This is a genomic window from Nocardioides sp. YIM B13467 (assembly GCF_042788075.1).
Classification (GTDB): domain Bacteria; phylum Actinomycetota; class Actinomycetes; order Propionibacteriales; family Nocardioidaceae; genus Nocardioides.
The window spans coordinates 1,823,764-1,841,719 of the sequence record NZ_JBHZPJ010000046.1 but is presented as its reverse complement, the minus strand read 5'-3'; the positions used below and the strand labels follow the sequence as shown (position 1 = coordinate 1,841,719).

The window sequence follows — 17,956 nt, the reverse complement described above, 5'->3', positions numbered from 1 at the left end:
GAAGGGTCAGAGGTCGTCCACGAGGACGACGTGCAGGGTGCGTGGGCCGTGGACGCCCTCGACGCGGTCGAGCTCGATGTCGCTGGTCGCCGACGGGCCGCTGATCCAGGTCTGCGGCCTCGCCGGGTCGAGCCGGGCGACGGCCTGCGGGACACCTGCCACGACCTGGGCGGCGCCGAGCACGCACACGTGCAGGTCCGGGACGAGGGTGAGCGCGCGACGTCCCTGACCGGGGCCGTGGTCGAGCACGACCGTGCCGGTGGCGGCGATGCCGAGCGCGGCACCTGACACGACCGCGTCGATCGCGTCGAGCTCGGCGGCCGACTGCCCGGTGTCGTCCACGGATCCGGGGACCGGCCACGGCAGGCCCGCGGGTACGACGACGCTCCGGCCGGCGACCGCCCGCGCCAGCACCTCGGCGACCTCTGCTGCGCGGCACCGGGTGACGGTGGCGCGGTAGTCATCGACCCGTTCCACGAACCGAGCGAGCACCGCGGACCGGTCGAGATCGTCGCCGACACCCCGGTAGCCGCGCGGCACCTCAGCGGTCGGGTGAGGCGCGTCGCCGAGCGCCTGCCGGACACGGCCCAGGATCTCCTCACGGGTGCTCATCGGCACCTCCTTCGGTGCGGCGCCACCAGGCGCGGAAGGACTCGGCGGGCGCGTCCGGCAGATCGCGGGCCTGCGTCCAGGGGCGCGCCCCGGCGCGGCGGGCAAGCCGGACGCCGGTGCCGACGAGGCGCTCGGCGAGGCCGAGCCGGCGACCTGACGCGAGCGTCGCGCCGGCGGCCTTCATCGCCACCGCCTCAGGCTTGGGTACGCCGCCGCGGTGGGCGTCGACCACCTGCGAGCGCAGCTCCACGAGCACCGAAGGGATGTCGATGCGCACAGGGCAGGCCTCGAAGCAGGCGCCGCACAGCGTCGAGGCGTAGGGCAGCGAGTCGGTCTGGTCGTCGTGCCCGACGCCTTTCAGCAGCGGGTTGAGGATGGCTCCGATCGGACCCGGGTAGACCGAGCCGTACGCGTGGCCGCCGGTGCGCTCGTAGACCGGGCAGACGTTGAGACAGGCCGAGCAGCGGATGCAGCGCAGCGCCTGCCGGCCGACCTCGTCGGCCAAGGCACGGGTACGGCCGTTGTCGAGCAGCACGACGTGCACCTCCTGCGGACCGTCGCCCGGGGTGACGCCGGACCACACCGAGGTGTAGGGGTTCATCCGCTCCCCCGTCGCCGAGCGCGGCAGGAGCTGAAGGAAGACGTCGAGGTCGTCCCAGGTCGGCACGGTCTTCTCGATGCCGACCACCGAGACCAGCACCTCGGGCAGGGTCAGGCACATCCGGCCGTTCCCCTCCGACTCCACGACGACCAGGGACCCGGTCTCGGCGACCGCGAAGTTGGCACCCGAGACACCTACCTTGGCGCGCAGGAACTTCTCGCGCAGGTGCAGGCGGGCGGCCTCCGCGAGCCGCGCGGGCTCGTCGGTGAGGTCCTCAGGAGCGGGACGGCCGACCTCACCCATCGCGGAGGCGAAGATCTCGCGGATCTCGGCCCGGTTGCGGTGGATCGCCGGCACCAGGATGTGGCTCGGTAGGTCGTCGCCGAGCTGCACGATCAGCTCGGCGAGGTCGGTCTCCCAGGCGTCGATGCCGCGGGCGGCCAGCGCCTCGTTGAGACCGATCTCCTGGGTCGCCATCGACTTCACCTTCACCACCTCGGTGGCGTCGTGAGCGGCGGCGATGTCGCCGACGATGCGGCAGGCCTCGGCGGCCTCGCTCGCCCAGTGGACGGTCGCGCCGACCTTGGTGAGCGACTCCTCGAGACGTACGAGATGCTCGTCGAGGTGGAGCAGCACGTTCTCCTTGATAGCCGCACCGGCCAGGCGCAGCTCCTCCCACTCCTCGACCTCGCCGACGACGGCGGCGCGCTTGGCACGGATGGTGCCGGTGGCGTGCGCGAGGTTGCGGCGCAGCTGGGAGTCGCCGACCGCCTCGCGGGCGGCCTTGGGGAACACCGGCATCCCGACGAACGTGCCGGTCATGAGGCAACCACCGCGGCAGGCTCGGTCTGGGCAAGGACGTCGGCCAGATGCATGACGCGTACGCCGGCACGCTGCCGTGAGAGCAGGCCTCCGACATGGGTCAGGCAGGACCGGTCACCGGCCACCAGCACCTCGGCCCCGGTCTCGCGCACGTGCCGGGCCTTGTCGGAGCCCATGGCGATCGACGTGTCGGAGTTCTTCATCGCAAAGGTGCCGCCGAACCCGCAGCACTCGGTCGCGCCGGGCAGGTCCACCAGGTCGATCCCTCGGACGTGCTGGAGCAGCCGCATCGGCCGGTCGCCGACCGCAAGCATCCGCAGCGAGTGGCAGGTCGGGTGGTAGGTCACCCGGTGCGGGAAGTAGGCACCCACGTCCTCGACGCCCAGCACGTCCACCAGGAACTCGCTGAGCTCATAGACACGCTGGGACGTCTCCCGGGCCGCCGCCCGCAGGCCCTCGTCGCCGCTGCGGCGGGCCACCAGATCGTGCTGGTGCCGGGCCGACCCGGCGCACGAGCCCGACGGCGTCACGACGGCGTCGTACCCCTCGAAGGCGCGGACGAACGTGCGGAGAACCGGCACCGCCTCGTCGAGGTAGCCGGTGTTGACCATCGGCTGGCCGCAGCAGGTCTGGGCCTGGGGAAAGTCCACCTCGACGCCGAGGCGGCGGAGGAGCCGGACCACGTTGCGCCCGGTGTCGGGGAAGAGGGCATCGTTGATGCAGGTGACCATGAGGGCTACACGCACGACGGCACCAGCCCCTGGTCGGCCAGGTCGGCCCATAGCGCCTCGGGGACCGTGGCTGCCAGGCGCTCGAGGTTCTGCCTCACCTGCTCGGGCCGGCCCGCGCCCGCCACCACCGACACGACCCGCGGGTCCTGCAACGGGTAGTGCAGCGCAGCGGTGGCGATCTCGACCCCGTGCGCCTCGCACACCTCGCCGATACGGAGCGCGCGTTCGAGGATGTCGTCGGGCACCTCGCCGTAGTTGTACATGGCTCCCCTGCGCGGGGTGGTGGCGAGCAGGCCGCTGGAGAACACGGCCGCGGCAACGATCCTGGTGCCGTGCCGATCGCACGCCTCGAGCAGACCGTCGGCGACGGACTGGTCGAGGAGCGTGTAGCGGTTGGCGACCATGACCACGTCGGCGAGGCCGGTCTCGACCGTCGCGGTGAGCGCCTGGACCGACAGGGATCCAGTCCCGATCGCATCGACCATCCCCTCCTCGCGAAGCTTCGCCAGGCCGGTGAGCGCGGTCTCTACCGCCGCTTGGTCGCCGGACAGCTCGGGGTCGTGCACGTAGAGGATGTCGACCCGGTCGAGGCCGAGGCGGGCCAGCGACTCCTCCAGGCTGCGGCGTACGCCGTCGGCGGAGTAGTCCAGGACCCGGTGCGAGCTCGCCGGGACCGCGAAGCCCATGTCGTCCTGGGACTCCCCGTCCCAGGCGGGGTTGGGCCGCACGAGCCTGCCCACCTTGGTCGAGACGACGAACTCCGACCGCGGTCGCGTCGCCAGGAACCGCCCGATCCTCTCCTCCGACAGCCCCAGCCCGTAGTGGGGCGCGGTGTCGAAGTGACGTACGCCTGCCTGCCAGGCCGCCTCGAGCGTGGCGTGGCAGTCCTCGTCGGTGCGCGGCCGGAACAGGTTGCCCATCGGCGCACAGCCGAGTCCGAACAGCGGGATCTCCATCCGCCCTCCTCAACCTCTGACTCCACGGTCGTTCGACCGTCACGTCGAGGCTAGACATCTGATGTTTAGGCTGTCAATATGCATTGGGTGCCGTATTCGGCCCTCACAGACCACCATAGATCCGATTAATCAACGTTGGAGGCCACACCATGAAGTTCGCCCGCCTGGGACCCGCAGGTGAGGAGCTGCCCGTCCTCGTGCTCGAGGACGAGGTGCGCAGCCTGGCCGGTCTCACCGACGACATCGACGGGGCCTTCTGGGCCTCCGACGGACCGGCGCGCGCCGCCGCCGCCCTCGCCGCGGGCGACCTCCCCGTCGTCGAAGGGGCCGACACGCTCCGCGTCGGTGCCCCGATCACCCAGCCCGGCGCCATCGTCTGCATCGGCATGAACTACGCCGCGCACGCCGCCGAGTCCGGCGCGGAGCCGCCCGCGGTCCCGGTCATCTTCTTCAAGGCTCCCAACACGATCGCCGGGCCGAACGACACCGTCACCATCCCGCGCGACAGCACCAAGACCGACTGGGAGGTGGAGCTCGGCGTGGTGATCGGAAAGCGCGCGTCTTACCTCGACTCTCCCGACCAGAGCCTGGAGCACGTCGCGGGCTTCGTGGTCGCCAACGACCTCTCCGAGCGCGAGTTCCAGCTCGAGATCTCCGGTGGCCAGTGGAGCAAGGGCAAGATCGCCCCCGGCTTCAGCCCGATCGGCCCCTGGGTCGTGACTCCCGACGAGGTCGAGCACCAGAAGCTCGGCATGCGCTCCTTCGTCAACGGCGAGCCGAGACAGGACTCCGTGACCGCCGACCAGATCTTCGACGTCGCGACGGTGATCCACCACCTCAGCCAGTTCATGGTTCTCGACCCGGGCGACCTGATCATGACCGGCACCCCGGAGGGCGTCGCGCTCTCCGGCCGCTTCCCCTACATCCAGCCCGGCGACGTCGTCGAGATCGAGATCGACGGACTCGGCCGCCAGCGCCAGGAGTACGTCGCCTTCGGGAGCCAGGCATGAGCGCCCAGGGAACGCGCGAGCTCGACGGGCTCGTCGCCCTCGTCACCGGTGGCGCGTCCGGCATCGGCGCCGCCGTCGTCGAGGTCCTGCTGGAGCGGGGCGCCCAGGTCGCGGCCCTCGACCTCGACCCCGAGGGCATCAACCCCAAGGCCCTCGGCATCCGCGCCGACGTCACCGACGACGCGAGCATCCGGGCCGCGGTGGAACAGGCGGTCGCCGACTTCGGCCGGCTCGACATCGTGGTCAACAACGCCGGCATCGGCGCCCAGGGCACCGTGGAGGACAACCCCGACGAGCAGTGGCACGCGGTCTTCGACGTCAACGTCCTCGGTGCCGTACGAGTCTCGCGCGCCGCGCTTCCGCACCTTCGGCGCTCCCCTGCTGCGGCGATCGTGAACGTGGCCTCGGTGGCCGCGACCACGGGCATCCAGCAACGGGCCGTCTACTCCGCGAGCAAGGGTGCGGTCCAGTCCCTGACGCAGGCCATGGCCGCCGACCACCTCCGGGAGGGCGTCCGGGTGAACTGCGTGAACCCCGGCACCGCCGCCACCCCCTGGGTGCAGCGCCTGCTCGACTCGGCCGACGACCCCGAGGCCGAGCGTGCCGCGCTGGACGCGCGGCAGCCGCACGGCCGTCTGGTCAGCGCGGACGAGGTCGCCCTCGCGGTCGCGTACCTGGCCAGCCCCTCCTCGGGGTCGACCGCCGGTGTGGCCCTCGCTGTCGACGGCGGCATGGCAACGTTACGGTTGCGACCGACCGAGTGAGAGGACCAGGATCCCGATGGCGCTGACCGACGAGGCGATCGAGAAGATCAAGGAGATGATCCTCGACGGCAGCCTGAAGCCCGGCGACCGTCTCCCGCGCGAGGCCGACCTGTCGGTTCAGCTCGGCATCTCCCGCAGCTCCCTGCGAGAGGCGGTGCGCGCGCTCTCGATGATGCGCATCCTCGATGTACGCCAGGGCGATGGCACCTACGTGACCAGCCTGACGCCGGAGATCCTGCTGGAGACGATGGGCTTCGTCATCGACTTCCACCAGGACTCCAGCGTCCTGGACCTCTTCGAGGTGCGCCGGGCGCTGGAGCCCCTGGCCGCCGAGAAGGCGGCCCTGCAGATGCCCTCGGACGAGGCCACCGACCTGCTCGCGCTGGTCGACTCCGTCAGTCCCGAGACGTCGCTGGAGGAGGTCGTGGCCAACGACCTGGAGTTCCACCACCGCATCGCCCGTGCGTCGGGCAACACCGTGCTGTGCTCGTTCATCGACGGCGTCGCCAACCGCACCCAACGGGCCCGGATCTGGCGTGGCGTGACCCAGCAGGACTCCTTCGACCAGACGCAGCGCGAGCATCGCGGCATCGCCCTGGCCATCGCGGACCGACAGCCGAGCATCGCCGCCGCGCTGTCCCTGGCCCACGTCGCCGGCATCGAGAACTGGATCCGCCGCAGCCTCGCCGAGGACCGGGAGGAGGGGCAGGAGTGAGCGCGCCGAATCAAGGCCGGCTGCATGTCAGCTTCCGGCCCAGCGACCGCGCCCGCCAGGCGCTGGAGGAGGTGCCCGGGCCGGTGACCTGCGCCGCGGATCCTTCTGGGCAGACGCGCGCAGAGCTGCTCTCGGACGTACGCGGGGCATCCGCGCTCGTCTGCCTGCTGACCGACCGGGTCGATGCCGAGCTCCTCGACGCGGCCGGTCCGTCGCTGCGCGTGGTCGCCAACATGGCGGTCGGTCACGACAACATCGACGTCGCCGCCTGCGCCGCTCGCGGCATCACCGTGACCAACACACCGGGCGTGCTCGACGAGGCGACCGCCGACCTCGCCTTCGCGCTGCTGCTCGCCACCTCCCGTCGCGTGGTGGAGGCCGACGCATTCGTACGCAGCGGCGAACCCTGGTCCTGGCGGCCGGACCTCTTCGTGGGCCTCGACGTCAGCAGCGGCGCGACCTTGGGCATCGTCGGTCTGGGCCGCATCGGGCTGGCTATGGCGCGGCGCGCCCGCGCCTTCGACATGCGTATCGTGGCGACCCCGTCCCGCTCCGCCGGCGCGGAGGCGGCGCGCCTGGGCATCGAGACCCTGCCGCTGCCCGACCTCCTGGTCGCCTCGGACGTCGTGTCGCTGCACTGCCCGCTGACCCCCGACACCCGGCATCTCGTCGGCGCCGAGGAGCTGCGGCTGATGGGTCCGGGCTCGGTCCTCGTCAACACCGCTCGCGGCCCCATCGTCGACGAGGCCGCCCTGGCGGCCGCTCTGGCCGACGGCACGATCGGCGCAGCGGGACTCGACGTCTTCGAGAACGAGCCGGCCATCCACCCCGACCTGCTGACGCTCCCCAACGTGGTCCTGCTGCCGCACATCGGCAGCGCGGGCCGCGCCACCCGTGACCGGATGGCGATGCTCGCGATCGAAAACGCCCGAGCCGTGCTCGCCGGCGAGCCCGCGCCGACGCCGGTCCACCCGTAGGCGGACTCGGGCCGGCCGCGAACCACTCGCGGCCGACCCGAGATGGTCCCTACTTCGGGACCACGGTGTAGGTGCTGCCGCGCCGGGTGCCGAACTCGACGACGTTCTCCTCCGGCCGGGAGACATCCGTCCCGGCCACCTTGACCGGCTGCTGCGTACGCAGCCGGAGCCGGTTGCCGAGCAGCGACCGGATCCGCGCGACCTCGACCTTGCCGTCAGCCCACTTCAGATCGACCTCGAAACCACCGCGGGCGCGCAGGCCACGAACCTTCCCCTCCGGCCATGCTGCCGGCAGCGCAGCGAGGAGGAAGAGCTCGCCGGAGTGGCTCTGCATGATCATCTCCGTGATCCCGGAGACGGCGCCGAAGTTCCCGTCGATCTGGAACGGCGGGTGGAGGTCGAAGAGGTTGGGCGCCGTCCGGGAGGGGTGCAGCATGTGCTGAACGTGGAGGTAGGCGTTCTCGGCCTCCAGAAGGCGCGCGCGGATGTTCATCTTCCACGCCAGTGACCACCCGGTGGTGATCGCCGGGCCGCGCAGCTCGAGCGCCTTGCGGGCGGCGTCGGCCAGCTCCGGCGTACGCAACGGGCTGATCTGGTCGGAGGGGAAGACGCCCCACAGGTGGGAGACGTGGCGGCTGCGCTCCAGGGCAGCCTCCTCCCAGTCGATCAGCCACTCCTGCAGCTGGCCCAGGTAGCCGATCTGGTTGGGCGGCAGCTGATCCCGCATGGCCACGGCCTGAGCGACGAGCGGGTCGTGCTTGCCGAGCGCCTCGGCCGCCTTCTCGAACGCGGTGAACAGGTCGCGCAGGATCTGGCAGTCCATCGTCGGGCCGGCGCAGATGCTGACCCCCTCGTCGTCCTGCTCGTGGTGCTTGATCTCCGGCGAGTGCGACGGACAGGTGACCATGTAGCCGGACTGCTCGTCGCGCACCATCGTCTCGAGGAAGAACTCGACCGCTCCCCGCAGGGTCGGGAAGTGCTCGGCGAGGTTCGCCTTGTCGCCGGTGTACTCGTAGCGTTCCCAGAACAGCAGCGAGAGCCAGGCGCCTCCCATCGGCCAGACTCCGTAGTAGGCGAAGTCGACCGGTGCGGTTCCCCGCCAGCCGTCGGTGTTGTGGTGGGCGACCCAACCCTTGTCCGAGCCCCACATCTGCTTGGCGGTGTTCCGCCCGACCTCCGCGAGCTCCTCGGTCATCGTGAACATCGGGTCCCAGCACTCGGCGAGGTTGGCCGGGCCGGCAGGCCAGTAGTTCATCTGCGCGTTGATGTTGAGGGTGTACTTCGACTGCCACTCGGGCTGCATCTTGTAGTTCCACAGACCCTGCAGGTTGGCCGGCTGCCCAGGGGTCCGGGAGGACGAGATCAGCAGGTAGCGGCCGAACTGGAACCACAGCGCCGCCAGCTGCGGGTCGCCGCCGTCACGGAACGCCGCCACCCGCTCGTCGGTCGGCTTCTCGATCGCGGCGGAGGTGCCGAGGTCGATGTCGACGCGGCCGAAGAGCTTCTGATAATCCCGCACGTGCGCCGAACGCAGCTGGCCGTAGCCGCGCTCGGTAGCCGCCTCGAGGGGCTTCTCCGCGCGGCGTACGTGGTCGGCATTGACGTCGGCGTAGTTGCGGTAGCTGGTCGCCATAGTGAGCAGCAGCGTCACCGAGGTGGCGTTGCGCACGCGCAGCTGGGTATCGGCGCACTGGACCGTGCCTCCGTCGGTCTCGGCGCGGACGAGGCTGATGAAGCGGACCGCGCCCTCCATCCCCTCCGTGGCCCCGCTGATGCCCTCCAGAGCGAGCGTCCGCGCATCGTGGGGCTGCACGTCGCTCTGCTGCGGCGACTGGAAGGTGGCGTTGAACGAGACCTTCTCGGCCTGGTCCGCGGTGAGGCGGACGACCATCACCTGGTCCGGGTGGCTGACGAACGACTCGCGGCGGTAGCGCACGCCGCCGACCTCGAACTCCGAGATCGCGGTCGCGGTCCGCAGGTCGAGCGAGCGCCGGTAGGTCGTGGGCTCGCCGTCGAGGCCCAGGAACTCGAGCAGCAGGTCACCGACCGGCTGGTAGAAGGCCTGCTCGCTGGGCCGGCCGAGGAACTCCTTGTCGGCCAGACGCTGGGCGCCGACCCAGTTCTCCTCGAAGATCATCTTGCGGATCTCGGGGAGCACCTCGGCGCCACGAGGCGGGTCGTAGCTGTGCGGATGACCGGCCCAGACCGAGTCCTCGTTCAGCATCAGCTTCTCGCTGGCCACCCCGCCGAAGACCATCGCGCCCATCCGGCCGTTGCCGATCGCCAGCGCCTGGAGCCACTCCTGCGCCGGCTGGCGGTACCAGAGCTCCAGCGGGTTGGTCTCCGGCTCGTCGGCGGCCGCGGCCGCCTGGGTCACGACCGGCTGCACCAGGGCACCGCCGGCCACCGCCGAGGCCGCCTGCAGCACCCGTCGTCTCGTGAAGTCCACCATCAGCTTCCTCCTGACTCACGCCCCACTCGGGGCAAACATCGGTTGTTTCAATGTAATAGACATCACACGTCATGTCGATGGTTGCCGAGATTTGGGGCTGATATGGCCGATGTCGGCCTCGCGTGACAGTCAGGACAAACAAATGATCTGATCTTTACAAGATCAGCGTGTTTCCCGAGCTGACGCATCCGCGACGGCAAGCCGCTGTTCGTCGAGCCCGTAGAAACGGCGTGCGCTGCCCGCGTAGATCTCCTCACGCTCGTCACCCGACAGACCGGCCAAGGCCTCCTGGAGCCCGGCGAAGACCCGTTCGTAGCCGCCAGCGGCGGTGGAGATCGGCCAGTCTCCGCCGTACATCAGCCGGCTCGGGCCGAACACCTCGACCGCCCGGTCGACGAAGGGCTGGATGCCAGCCACGGTCCAGCCGTCGGGGGCCGCACCCGGGTACAGCCCGGAGACCTTGCCGAACACCTTCGGGTTCTCGGCCGCTCGCTCGATGAGGCTCCACCACGGCTCTCGGTCGGCCTCCCCGAGCGGCGGTTTGGAGAGGTGGTCGATCACGATCCTCAGGTCCGGATGGCGTTCGGAGAGCGTCGCGACGTGCTCGAGGTGGCGTGGCAGCACCGAGACGTGGTCGTAGGTGAGCCCGAGCCGTTCCAGCAGCCCGAGTCCCTCGGCGACGTCCGGACGGAGGATCCAGTCGGGGTCGGGGATGTTGTGGATCAGGTTGCGTACGCCGACCACCCGGTCGTCTCCACGCAGCGACTCCAGCCGCTCGGCGGCCAGGTCCGGCTGGTCCAGTGGCACGTAGACGACGATCCCCACCACCTCGGGATGCTGGTCGGCGACCTCGATCATCAGGTCGGTGTCACCGTCGTGGTCGTCGGACTGGACCAGCACGGTCGCGTCCACTCCCTGCGCCCTCAGCTGCGGCTGGATCTCGTCGAAGGTGAACGTGCGGTTGTACTCGGGCACGTCGGGACCGAGCCACGGGTAGGGCGAGCGGGTGAGATCCCAGACGTGCTGGTGGCTGTCGATGATCATCTGAGGCGTCACCGGCTCGCCCAGTAGCTGCCGTCCGGATAGGCGTACGTCGCCACCGACGTGGGGTGCATCTCCGCGCTGTAGCCGGGCCGGGACGGCAGTCGGTAGGCGCCGTTCTCGACGATGCACGGGTCCGTGAAGTGCTCGTGGAGATGGTCCACGAACTCGGTGACCCGGTCCTCGAGCGTGCCCGAGACGGCGACGTAGTCGAAGACGGACAGGTGCTGGACGAGCTCGCACAGGCCGACGCCGCCGGCATGAGGACAGACCGGGACGTCGAACTTCCTCGCCATCAGATAGACGGAGAGGATCTCGTTGACGCTGGCCAGCCGAGCGGAGTCGAGCTGGCAGAAGTCGATGGCCTCCGCCTGGAACATCTGCTTGAAGAGCACCCGGTTCATGCCGTGCTCACCGGTTGCCACCCCGATCGGGGCCACCGCCTTGCGGACCGCGGCGTGACCGAGGATGTCGTCAGGACTGGTCGGCTCCTCGATCCACCACGGCTCGAAGCGCGCCAGGGCGTTGACCCACTCGATGGCCTGCGGCACGTCCCAGACCTGGTTGGCGTCGATCATCAGCTTCGCATCCCAGCCGATCACCTCCCGGGCGATCTCGCAGCGCCGGATGTCGTCCTCCAGGTTCGCGCCGACCTTCAGCTTGATGTGCGTATAGCCGGAGTCGACGGCTTCGGCGGCCAGCCTGCGCAGCTTGTCGTCGGAGTAGCCCAGCCAGCCGGCAGACGTGGTGTAGCAGGGATAGCCGGTCTCCTCCAGGTGCCGGATCCGCTCCTCACGGTGGGGGACGCCGGCGCGGAGGATGTCCAGGGCCTCGTCCCGGGTGAGGGCGTCGCTGAGGTAGGTCAGGTCTGCGACGTCGACGAGCTCCTCGGGGGTCATCTCGGCCAGCAGTCGCCACAGCGGTTTGCCGGCTTCCCGGGCAGCCAGATCCCAGACCGCGTTCATCACAGCGGCGAGGGCCAGGTGCTCGACCCCCTTGTCCGGGCCCAGCCAGCGCAGCTGGGAGTCCGAGGCGAGGTCCCGGTAGATCCCGCCCAGGTCACCCACCACGTCGCTCACCTCTCGCCCGACCAGCGGCTCGCCGCGGCGCTGCGCCGCCAGGGTGCAGATGTCGTTGCCGCGTCCGATGGTGAAGGTGAACCCGAAGCCGGACAGCTCCGGGTCGTCGGTGCTCACCACGACGTACGTGGCCGAGTAGTCACCGTCCTTGTTCATGGCGTCGGATCCGTCCATCGACACAGAGGTCGGAAAGCGGACATCGGTGACGTCGACGGCGGTGATACGGGTCACGAGGGATCCTCCTGTGGGGATGGGTGGCGCTTGTTGACGAGGTAGAGGTGGGTCAGGACCAGCACCGTCTCGCCACGCTGGTTGGTCACCGTGACGAGCTCGTGGACGTAGCCGAGCTCGTCCGGCTTCTTCCTGTGATCCGACGTCTCGGTGATCTCGGCGGTCACGGTGATGGTGTCGCCGATGAACACCGGACCGATGAACCGGATCCGGTCGTAGCCGTAGGACATGGACTGTGGGTTGATGTCGGTCGCGGTCATCCCGACCGCCACCGCGAGGATCAGCGTCCCGTGGGCGATCCGCTGTCCGGCCGGCTGGGTGGCCATCCACTCCGCATCCATGTGATGCGGGAAGAAGTCGCCCGTCTGGCCGGCGTGCAGGACTATGTCGGCCTCGGTGATCGTGCGGCCCAGGGTGGTCCGGGACTCACCGACCGCGTAGTCCTCGAACCAGCGCTCCTCGACTTTCACCGGGATGCTCCTTCCTCGACGCCGTGTGCGTCGGCTTCCATGACGAGCAGGCGCTCGGCGAGCTCGCCGGCCCGGCGGACCAGGTCGGCGTCGGTCATCCGGCCGGCCAGGGCCTCCGTCACCCACGGGGAGACGGTGTCCTGGAACTCCAGATAGCCGGCGGTACGCGGCCGCACCCAAGCGCCCTCGAGGGTCGCCCGGGTGCCGCGGAAGAAGTTCCAGGAGTCTTCGTTGAGCCGGTCGTCGTCCCACGACGACGCGTAGCCGGGCTGGCCACCGGCGTCGTAGTAGATGCCCGACTGGACCTCGGGCGAGGCGACCCACAGTGCGTACGCGCGGGCCGCGTCCAGATCTCTCGACCGGGCCGAGACCGATACGCCGGCGCCTCCGAGCTGCGAGCCGGCCACTCCGCGGGGACCGGAGGGCATGTCGACGTACTTGAGGCGATGCGGCCGGAACCCGGACCGGGAGTAGTTGCTGTATCCGTACATCAACGGCGCGTAGCCCCACGGCTCGGGCGCGTCGGCGGCCAGCGCCTCGGCGACCTCGATCGGGTTCGCGTCCAGGCACCACGACGGCACCTGCTCGCAGAGCCGATGCATGAGGTCGAGCACGCTCAGCGCATCCTCCTCGGGCAGGAAGGTCCCGGGCTCGGCATTGACCGGCGTCCCTCGGTTGGCTGCCAAGGTGCACAGGGTCGAGTAGGCGTCGATGGGCTTGCACGGCCAGAGCACCCTGCCCCCGGCGGCCAGGTCGAGCACCTCCTCCCACGTACGGGGCACAGCCGGCAGGCGGTCCGGGCGGTACGCAGCGACCTGGGCCGCGGCGTCGGTGGCCAGGCCGTACTGGCGCCCGCCATGGCGGTACGACGCGTGGCTGCTGCCGACGGCATCGGCGGCCAGGGCGGCCAGCTCGACGTCGTACCCCGCGCCGTCCAGGGGTGCCAGCACCCCTTCCGCGACGGCCACGGGCACGTGGGGGTGGTCGATGACCATCAGGTCGAAGCGCTCCGCCAGCTCAGCCAGCGGCGCGTCGGCGAACGCCTGCAGAGAGCGGTACTCCCAGCGCACCTCGACCCCGGTCCGGCGCGCGTACTCCTGGGAAGCTGCCACCTGGCAGTCGTAGCCACGCGGGTGCTCCCAGGTCATGCCGTGCAGGACGGTCATCGGTCCCCCTCGAGGTCGTGCTCGCCCAGGCGTGGAGCCGGGCGCGGATTGGTCAACCGCTCGCCGTCGATGCGGATCGGGCTGCGGGTGGTCGTCAGAGTGAGGCCGTCACGACGGATCTGCTGGGTCATCGCGATGGCCTCGAAGCCCTTGTGCTCCACGAGCTCGGAGAGCGTGAGCACCGGGGCGCACCACACGTCCTCGGCGTCCAGGACGGCCAGCCAGGCATCCCGGGTGTCGCTCCGGAGACGGTCGCCGATCGCCTCCTCGATCTCCGACTGCCGGTCCCACCAGGTCTGCGGGTCGGTCATCGCCTCCAGCTCGGGGAGCCCGAGCAACCGCCCGATGGTGGGTACGGGGTTCATCGCGATGGCGAGGTAACCGTCGCTCGTCGGGTAGATGCCGTAGGGAGCCGAGAGGAAGGCGTGGGCCGACCGGGGTCCCTTGCGGCGGACCTCGACCGACGGGTCGTTGAGCCGGGTGGTCAGCAGCTCGAACTCCAGGTCCAGCAGGGACTCCATCAGGCTCGTCTCCGTCAGCCCGCCCTTCCCGGTCCGGAACCGTCGGACCAGCAGGGCCGTGATGCCCTGGGCCAGGTGACAGCTGGCGAGGTGGTCGGCCACCGCCAGCCCGACTGGGACCGGTGGGTCATCGGCCGACCCGTTGAGCCAGGGCAGCCCGGCGATCGCCTGGGCGAGCAGGTCCTGTCCCGGGCGGTCCTGGAACGGGCCGACGCCCCCGTACCCGGTCACGCTGCCGTAGACGATGCTCGGGTTGAGCACCCGGACGGAGTCGTAGTCGAGACCGATCCGCTCCATCACGCCTGGGCGGAAGTTCTGGACGATCACGTCGGCCTCCGCGACCAGACCGCGTACGCGCTCGAGGTCGGCGGGATCCTTCAGATCGGCTGCCACGCTCTCCTTGTTCCGGTTCATGGCGTGGAAGGAGAGGCTGTCGCCGTTCACCGTCCGCCCGGCGAAGGCCAGGCTCCGGCCCGCGTCTCCCCCGGCGGGTCGCTCGATCTTGATGACCCGGGCGCCCAGGTCGGCGAGCCTCAGCGCCGCCACGGGACCGGCCAGGAACTGGCTGAAGTCCAGGACCGTGACACCCTCCAGGGGCAGGTCGGAGGCGCGGAGGCGGGTGCCACTCATCGGCGTTCCTTTCAGATGGTCGCGGGTCGGCGAGGCGGACCGGTGCGGGAAGGGGTGGTCACTGGTCATACGCCGGCGGCTCTCCGCCGCGGGCTGCGTCCGTGTACGCCGCCTCGACGACCGCCATGGTGCGGAAGACGTCCTCGACCCCGGTGGGCAGGGACGGGATCGATCCCTCGAGAAAGCGTTGGACGACGGCCATCGAGCCGATGAAGGCGTCGGGGAACCATGACCCCTCGAACGGCACCGGTCGCCAGCCGGCGTCGAGCCGATCGTCGGTGACGAGCTCGAGCGAGTCCTCGCCGCCGCGCGGGTAGTCCAGCAGCAGGCCGAGCTGCGCGCGGATGGCGCCGCGAGTGCCCTCCCACTTGACGAAGGACTCTTCGTGCCGGGGTCCGTAGTGGTGGTCGTGGTTGGTGGAGACGACGACCCTGATCGGTCGCTCCCCATAGCTCAGCGCGATGTCGGAGCGGCTGTTGGCGTGGGGTTTCTCGGGGTGGCGCACGGTGACGGCGTGGACCCCGGTCGGGTCCCCCAGGAAGGAACGCACCAGATCCAGGTAGTGGACGCTGTGCATGTTGATCTCGAGCCGGTCCAGGTCGAGCACGTACGGGAACATCTCCCACGGGGTCCGCACCGAGACCCGGACCTCCAGGTCGTAGAGCTCCCCGATCGTGCCGGCGGCGATGAGCTCACGGGCAGCTACGACGTACGGCGCGAACCTGAGCTGGGTGTTGACCGCAGCCACCAGCCCCTTGCGCCGGCACACCTCACGGGTGCGGATGCCCTCGGCCAGGTGGTTTCCCAAGGGTTTCTGCAGCAGGACCGCAGCGCCGTCGGGCAGCTGCTCGAGGACCTCGACGTGCGCCTCGGGCGGAAGGGCGACGTCGTAGACCGCGTCCGCCGGAGCCGACCGGACCGCGTCCGCGACGCTCTCGTGCACGGCGTGGATGCCATACCGTTCGGCGAGTTCCCGCGCCCGCTCCGGGATGAGGTCGGTGATGCTGGCGACCTCGAACCCCGCTTTCGCGTACGCCGGCAGGTGAGCGTCACGGACGATCCCGCCGGCGCCCACGAGCACGATCGGACGCGGGGTCTTCGGCAGCTCGGCCGAATAGCCAGGGTGCGGGTCGAACTCCGGCGGTGGATGCGGGGCCATCAGCCCTTCACCGCCCCCATCGTCTCGCCCCGCATCAGGAACTTCTGCGCGCCGAGGAAGACGATCAGCAGCGGCAGCATCGAGATGAAGGTCGCCAGCGCCAGCTGCGGCATGTAGAGCTTCACGTCCAGCCCAGCGGCGACGGTCGGATTGAACAGCGGACTGGCGCCGATCAGCTGCTGCAACCCGACGGGGAGGGTCTGGTTGTTCTGGTTGGAGGAGAGCAGCGCCAGCGGCAGGAAGAAGTTGATCCAGTTGGCGACGAAGGCGAAGAAGCCGACCAGCACCGCAGCCTGACGGGAGATCGGGAGCGCGACCCGCCAGAAGATCGACACCTCGCCGAGACCGTCGATCCGCGCCGCCTCGACGAGCTCCTGGGGCATGGTGGTCATGAAGTGGATGTAGGCCAGGTAGACCCCGAACGGGAAGAAGCCCATGATCAGCCCCACCGGCCACAGCTGGCCGACCGCGCCGATGGCGTTCACCTCGAGGAAGATCGGGATGACCAGCACGGTGTTCGGCATCACCATCGTGATCAGGGTGATCAGCAGGACGGCCCGGCGGGCGCGGAACCTCAGCCGGGCCAGCGCGTACCCCGCCGGCAGAGCGGCGACGACCGCCAGCAGCGCGCCCCCGCCGGCCACGGCGAGCGTGTTGAGCAGCCAGCGGGTGTACAGCCCGCCGCCGTCTGGTCCGAAACCGTTGACCTGTGTCCAGCTGTACTGCGCGTTGTCCCACGACACGTCGCCGAAGCCGAACGGCCCGCCGGCGCCGGATGCGACACCCTCGTTGGACCGGAACGCCATCGCGATGAAGCCGGTGATCGGCAGCACGAACAGGCAGGCGACGAACAGCATCGTCACGACGCGCGCGGTCTTGCCGACGCTCCAGTCGAACATGCCTCGCTTCGTCCCGGCCGCCCTGCGCTCGGCCACGGTGGTCTGGGTGGTCTGGCTCATCGGTGCTCCTCCTCGCCGAACAGCCCGGTTCGGAAGACGACCAGCAGTCCGATGCCCAGCGTGATCACGAGCAGGATCAGCGACATCGCGGCGGCCGCGGGGAAGTTGTAGCTGCTGAAGGCGAAGGCGTACCCCAGCTGGGTGGGCGTCCAATGATCGTCGAGCGCGTTGCTGGCGACCTGGTCGAGCAGCTGTGGCTCGAGGAACAGCTGGAACCCGTAGGCGAGGTTCATCAGCACGGCGTACCCGATCCACGGCCGGATGATCGGCAGCTTCACGTGCCAGGCCAGCCGCCATTCGTTGGCACCGTCCAGCCGGGCCGCCTCGAGCGTCTCCTCCGAGATCCCGTTGAGGCCGCCGTTGACCACGATGACCCACTGACCGACGCCCTGGAAGAACATCATCGCGGCCAGGATGAAGGGCAGATTTCCGGGGCCGGCGACGGCCTGCTTGATGGTGTCTACGCCCAGTGCCTGCCAGAACCCCTCGATCGGGGACTGGCTCGGGTTGAGCAGGTAGACCCAGAGCACGAGGTTGGCGACGCCTGCCAGGGCCCCGGGGATGTAGTAGATGAATCGCATCGACGACCCGAACCATCCGGGGCTGGCGTGGACCAGCAGAGCCAGCCCGACGATGCCGATCGTCATGATCGGGAGCCAGACCACCAGGGTCGCGAAGATGTTGACGAACGTGTCGACGAACCGGTAGTCGGTGACGACGGTCCTGAAGCTGTCCACGCCCCCGAAACCTCCGCTGGGGTCCAGCGGCGTCGGCGCCTTCTCCAAGGATGTCTTGATCGCGTACGCGACGGGGATGATGCCCGCGATCATCAGCAGGACGAGGTAGGGCGCCATCAGCACCCAGGCGCCACGCGTCTCGCTGGGCCGCGCGACGCGTCGCCGGGGACGGCGCCTCGGGCCCACCTCGGGCGGCGAGGTGGCGACGTCCTCCATCAAGGCGGTCGACATGTTGCTCCTCCGATGTGTCCGGGCCACCGTGAGGCCCCGATGTGACTGGGATGGCACCCTTCGGCCCGGGCGTTTCCGGGCCGAAGGAGCTC

General features: G+C 70.0%; 17 protein-coding genes. 4 read left to right on the top strand and 13 right to left on the bottom strand.

The annotated features are described in order from the left end of the window. Positions 1 to 6: 6 nt before the first annotated feature. Genes ACFX43_RS15905 through ACFX43_RS15890 form a run of 4 tightly spaced genes read right to left on the bottom strand, consistent with a single transcriptional unit; the run spans position 7 to position 3,722 of the window. Positions 7 to 612, bottom strand: coding sequence for a lactate utilization protein C (locus ACFX43_RS15905; RefSeq protein ID WP_378828650.1), 606 nt, complete (start codon positions 610 to 612; stop codon positions 7 to 9). Next, complete coding sequence (locus ACFX43_RS15900; protein WP_378828641.1) at positions 599 to 2,035, bottom strand: LutB/LldF family L-lactate oxidation iron-sulfur protein; 1,437 nt, start codon at positions 2,033 to 2,035, stop codon at positions 599 to 601. Before ACFX43_RS15900 ends, ACFX43_RS15905 begins: the two co-directional genes overlap by 14 nt. Then, positions 2,032 to 2,817, bottom strand: coding sequence for a (Fe-S)-binding protein (locus tag ACFX43_RS15895; protein ID WP_378828632.1), 786 nt, complete (start codon positions 2,815 to 2,817; stop codon positions 2,032 to 2,034). The genes ACFX43_RS15900 and ACFX43_RS15895 overlap by 4 nt, the downstream gene beginning before the upstream one ends. Beyond that, the gene (locus ACFX43_RS15890; protein ID WP_378828627.1) at positions 2,772 to 3,722 is read right to left on the bottom strand and encodes an aldo/keto reductase; all 951 of its coding nucleotides are present in this window, start codon (positions 3,720 to 3,722) and stop codon (positions 2,772 to 2,774) included. Before ACFX43_RS15890 ends, ACFX43_RS15895 begins: the two co-directional genes overlap by 46 nt. Before the next feature lie 149 nt (positions 3,723 to 3,871). Here ACFX43_RS15890 and ACFX43_RS15885 point away from each other — a divergent pair, with 149 nt between their 5' ends. From ACFX43_RS15885 to ACFX43_RS15870, 4 genes are read left to right on the top strand one after another with little or no spacing between them, the layout of a single operon-like run. After that, positions 3,872 to 4,732 carry a fumarylacetoacetate hydrolase family protein gene (locus ACFX43_RS15885; RefSeq protein WP_378828620.1) on the top strand — a complete coding sequence of 287 codons (861 nt, stop codon included), beginning with the start codon at positions 3,872 to 3,874 and terminating at the stop codon, positions 4,730 to 4,732. Beyond that, entirely contained in the window at positions 4,729 to 5,496 is a 768-nt protein-coding gene (locus ACFX43_RS15880; RefSeq protein ID WP_378828610.1) for an SDR family NAD(P)-dependent oxidoreductase, read from the top strand. The genes ACFX43_RS15885 and ACFX43_RS15880 overlap by 4 nt, the downstream gene beginning before the upstream one ends. A 16-nt stretch (positions 5,497 to 5,512) precedes the next feature. Continuing rightward, positions 5,513 to 6,211: a FadR/GntR family transcriptional regulator gene (locus ACFX43_RS15875; protein WP_378828599.1), complete on the top strand. Its 699-nt coding sequence runs from the start codon at positions 5,513 to 5,515 to the stop codon at positions 6,209 to 6,211. After that, a complete protein-coding gene (locus ACFX43_RS15870; protein ID WP_378828586.1) occupies positions 6,208 to 7,188 on the top strand; it encodes a 2-hydroxyacid dehydrogenase in 981 nt (326 codons plus the stop codon). Before ACFX43_RS15875 ends, ACFX43_RS15870 begins: the two co-directional genes overlap by 4 nt. A gap of 49 nt (positions 7,189 to 7,237) precedes the next feature. Here the strand turns inward: ACFX43_RS15870 and ACFX43_RS15865 are convergent, their stop codons facing one another. The 9 genes from ACFX43_RS15865 to ACFX43_RS15825 all read right to left on the bottom strand — a co-directional run bounded on the left by ACFX43_RS15865 (position 7,238) and on the right by ACFX43_RS15825 (position 17,864). Then, a complete protein-coding gene (locus tag ACFX43_RS15865) occupies positions 7,238 to 9,640 on the bottom strand; it encodes a glycoside hydrolase N-terminal domain-containing protein (protein ID WP_378828578.1) in 2,403 nt (800 codons plus the stop codon). Positions 9,641 to 9,802: 162 nt separating this feature from the next. Beyond that, on the bottom strand, positions 9,803 to 10,696 hold the full coding sequence (locus ACFX43_RS15860; protein WP_378828570.1) for an amidohydrolase family protein: 894 nt from the start codon (positions 10,694 to 10,696) through the stop codon (positions 9,803 to 9,805). Then, entirely contained in the window at positions 10,693 to 11,991 is a 1,299-nt protein-coding gene (locus tag ACFX43_RS15855) for an L-fuconate dehydratase (protein WP_378828560.1), read from the bottom strand. Before ACFX43_RS15855 ends, ACFX43_RS15860 begins: the two co-directional genes overlap by 4 nt. Next, the gene (locus ACFX43_RS15850; protein ID WP_378828548.1) at positions 11,988 to 12,461 is read right to left on the bottom strand and encodes a MaoC family dehydratase; all 474 of its coding nucleotides are present in this window, start codon (positions 12,459 to 12,461) and stop codon (positions 11,988 to 11,990) included. Before ACFX43_RS15850 ends, ACFX43_RS15855 begins: the two co-directional genes overlap by 4 nt. Beyond that, a complete protein-coding gene (locus ACFX43_RS15845; protein WP_378828544.1) occupies positions 12,458 to 13,627 on the bottom strand; it encodes an extracellular solute-binding protein in 1,170 nt (389 codons plus the stop codon). The genes ACFX43_RS15850 and ACFX43_RS15845 overlap by 4 nt, the downstream gene beginning before the upstream one ends. Next, entirely contained in the window at positions 13,624 to 14,778 is a 1,155-nt protein-coding gene (locus tag ACFX43_RS15840; protein ID WP_378828531.1) for a CaiB/BaiF CoA transferase family protein, read from the bottom strand. The genes ACFX43_RS15845 and ACFX43_RS15840 overlap by 4 nt, the downstream gene beginning before the upstream one ends. Before the next feature lie 58 nt (positions 14,779 to 14,836). Next, positions 14,837 to 15,937, bottom strand: a complete 1,101-nt coding sequence (locus ACFX43_RS15835) for a Gfo/Idh/MocA family protein (RefSeq protein ID WP_378828521.1) — start codon at positions 15,935 to 15,937, stop codon at positions 14,837 to 14,839. Then, positions 15,937 to 16,896: a carbohydrate ABC transporter permease gene (locus ACFX43_RS15830; RefSeq protein ID WP_378828488.1), complete on the bottom strand. Its 960-nt coding sequence runs from the start codon at positions 16,894 to 16,896 to the stop codon at positions 15,937 to 15,939. The genes ACFX43_RS15835 and ACFX43_RS15830 overlap by 1 nt, the downstream gene beginning before the upstream one ends. After that, entirely contained in the window at positions 16,893 to 17,864 is a 972-nt protein-coding gene (locus ACFX43_RS15825; RefSeq protein ID WP_378828474.1) for a carbohydrate ABC transporter permease, read from the bottom strand. Before ACFX43_RS15825 ends, ACFX43_RS15830 begins: the two co-directional genes overlap by 4 nt. Positions 17,865 to 17,956 lie beyond the last annotated feature (92 nt).

Coding starts and splice junctions, on each gene's coding strand:
- ACFX43_RS15905 (WP_378828650.1), bottom strand. CDS start 612: ATGAGCACCCGTGAGGAGATCCTGGGCCGTGTCCGGCAGGCGCTCGGC.
- ACFX43_RS15900 (WP_378828641.1), bottom strand. CDS start 2,035: ATGACCGGCACGTTCGTCGGGATGCCGGTGTTCCCCAAGGCCGCCCGC.
- ACFX43_RS15895 (WP_378828632.1), bottom strand. CDS start 2,817: ATGGGCCGACCTGGCCGACCAGGGGCTGGTGCCGTCGTGCGTGTAGCC.
- ACFX43_RS15890 (WP_378828627.1), bottom strand. CDS start 3,722: ATGGAGATCCCGCTGTTCGGACTCGGCTGTGCGCCGATGGGCAACCTG.
- ACFX43_RS15885 (WP_378828620.1), top strand. CDS start 3,872: ATGAAGTTCGCCCGCCTGGGACCCGCAGGTGAGGAGCTGCCCGTCCTC.
- ACFX43_RS15880 (WP_378828610.1), top strand. CDS start 4,729: ATGAGCGCCCAGGGAACGCGCGAGCTCGACGGGCTCGTCGCCCTCGTC.
- ACFX43_RS15875 (WP_378828599.1), top strand. CDS start 5,513: ATGGCGCTGACCGACGAGGCGATCGAGAAGATCAAGGAGATGATCCTC.
- ACFX43_RS15865 (WP_378828578.1), bottom strand. CDS start 9,640: ATGGTGGACTTCACGAGACGACGGGTGCTGCAGGCGGCCTCGGCGGTG.
- ACFX43_RS15845 (WP_378828544.1), bottom strand. CDS start 13,627: ATGACCGTCCTGCACGGCATGACCTGGGAGCACCCGCGTGGCTACGAC.
- ACFX43_RS15840 (WP_378828531.1), bottom strand. CDS start 14,778: ATGAGTGGCACCCGCCTCCGCGCCTCCGACCTGCCCCTGGAGGGTGTC.
- ACFX43_RS15835 (WP_378828521.1), bottom strand. CDS start 15,937: ATGGCCCCGCATCCACCGCCGGAGTTCGACCCGCACCCTGGCTATTCG.
- ACFX43_RS15830 (WP_378828488.1), bottom strand. CDS start 16,896: ATGAGCCAGACCACCCAGACCACCGTGGCCGAGCGCAGGGCGGCCGGG.
- ACFX43_RS15825 (WP_378828474.1), bottom strand. CDS start 17,864: ATGTCGACCGCCTTGATGGAGGACGTCGCCACCTCGCCGCCCGAGGTG.